Source organism: Limimaricola cinnabarinus LL-001 (genome assembly GCF_000466965.1).
GTDB lineage: Bacteria > Pseudomonadota > Alphaproteobacteria > Rhodobacterales > Rhodobacteraceae > Limimaricola > Limimaricola cinnabarinus.
Map to the genome: position 1 here is coordinate 1 of NZ_BATB01000140.1, position 1,994 is coordinate 1,994.

A 1,994-nucleotide genomic window follows, 5' to 3' on the forward strand; every position below is an offset into this window, starting at 1 on the left:
TCGACCTCATGCGGCTGATCGACGAACAATTCCTCGAAACGCCGTTCTACGGCGTGCGGCAGATGGCCCGGCATCTGCGCAACGAGGGCCACGCAGTGAACGATAAGCGGGTGCGACGGCTGATGCGGCTCATGGGCCTCATGCCGATCTACCAGAAGCCCAACACCAGCAAGCCTGCCAAGGGGCACAAGCGATACCCATACCTGCTAAGGGGGTTGCGCGTGGAGCGGCCCAACCAAGTCTGGTGCGCCGACATCACCTATCTCCCCATGCGGCGCGGCTTCCTCTATCTCGTGGCGATCATGGATTGGCACACCCGGAAAGTGCTGGCCTGGCGCCTATCCAACACGATGGAGGCCGAGTTCTGCGTCGAGGCGCTGACCGAAGCGATCCAGCGGTTCGGCTTGCCCGAGATCATGAACACCGATCAGGGCAGCCAGTTCACGTCCTTCGCCTGGACCGATCCGCTCAGACGCGCCGGCGTCCGCATCTCAATGGACGGAAAGGGATGCTACCTCGACAACATCTTCATCGAGCGGCTTTGGCGCACCCTGAAATACGAGTGCGTCTACCTGCATGCCTGGGAGACCGGCTCTGAGGCACGGGCGGGACTCAGGAACTGGATCGATTTCTACAATCGAAAGCGCCCGCATTCCGCCCATGGCGGCCAGCCGCCAGCAGTGGTCTACTGGCAGAGAAACCCCACCATCCAACCCGATCAGCAGGAGCTAAGAGTAGCTTGGAAGGCACCAGATCCTGTCCAGGGATCGGGGAGCACCTCAAGCTTCGTGGTGCGAGGGGGACGGATGCCGCCCGCCGTGGTCTACTGCAATCAGATCGAAACCGACCAGCAGAGGCAGAGAGTAGCTTAAATCACCCCGGAAACTGTCCAAGAGGTGGGGAGTAGCTCAATCTTCACCGGATCGGCCGCACCGAGCGTGGGAATAGCTATGGCAGCGAAGATCGCGATTGCGCGGAGAAAACTCATGCGGCACCTTCTCGAGAACAGATGCGCCCATCTGCGCATAGCGCGCTCCGGTTGCGTAGGGGGAAACTTTAGCGCCTGTGGGGCGTGTCGTCCTATCTTCGAAACCAAGACCATGCGTGCAGACGAACGACCGAACTCGGATCGTCTCGACTGACCATCTGCAAAGAGGGCGTTTCAGTACAGGCGGCAGGCCGCTAATGGATTAAAGCTGGCCCTGCGGGGTCAGAAACCAGCGCCGAGAACCGGCTGCGGATCATCTCCTCCCGGTAACGCTCGGCGAGGTGCCCGTAGGTCGACGCGACCGTTCGCGTATCGGCATGACCGAGCTGTCGGGCCACGACCTCCAACGGCACGCCATGGCAGATGAGGTCGCTGGCATAGGTGTGCCGTAGGCCATGAAAGACGAAGGTGGACGGCAGGCCGGCACGGGCAGCGGCGAGCCGAAACGGTCCCGCGTGCTGGCGCCGCCAGACCTTCCCGGCTTCCGAGAGCAGGACATGATCCCGGGGGGCTTTCCCGAGGCAGCACCGCTGGAAGAAGGCCATGCCTTCGTCCGGCAGAAAGACGAAGCGGGCGGGGCTGCGCTTGAATGCCGGAATGCGCAGCCCGTAAATCTGGTAGGCGACGTCCTCCACGCGCAGCTGCCCCAGTTCGCCGACACGGCAGCCGGTGTAGAGAGCGGCCATCACCAGGCGGCGCAGGGCTGGCGAGCACGCGTCGAGCAGGCGCCGGCATTGGGTGCGGTCGAGGAAGTCCCGGCGGGGCGTGTGGTTCACCGGCAGCCGTCGCAGGCAGCGCCATGTGCGTTCCGCTTCCAGATGACCGTTCTCCCATGCGAGGCGCAGCGCCATACGCAGGATCGTCACCAGGCTGTTGTAGGTGCGCTTGCGGCGCGGAGATCCTCCGGCGTGAGGTCGCACAGCCGCACCTTCGGCCGCTCGCGTGAAAGCCGAACTTCGGTGGACGCTCCAGCACGCGATGCGCCAGCCGCCGAAGGTGATGAGGG

General features: G+C 63.6%; 1 protein-coding gene and 1 pseudogene. One reads left to right on the forward strand and one right to left on the reverse strand.

From position 1 onward, the window contains the following. Window positions 1-689: pseudogene (locus MBELCI_RS18680) on the forward strand (IS3 family transposase); the annotation flags it as partial. Between the two features lie 493 nt (window positions 690-1,182). Here MBELCI_RS18680 and MBELCI_RS18685 read toward each other — a convergent pair. Beyond that, on the reverse strand, window positions 1,183-1,994 hold an 812-nt coding region (locus MBELCI_RS18685; RefSeq protein ID WP_131505606.1), incomplete at its 5' end, for a tyrosine-type recombinase/integrase.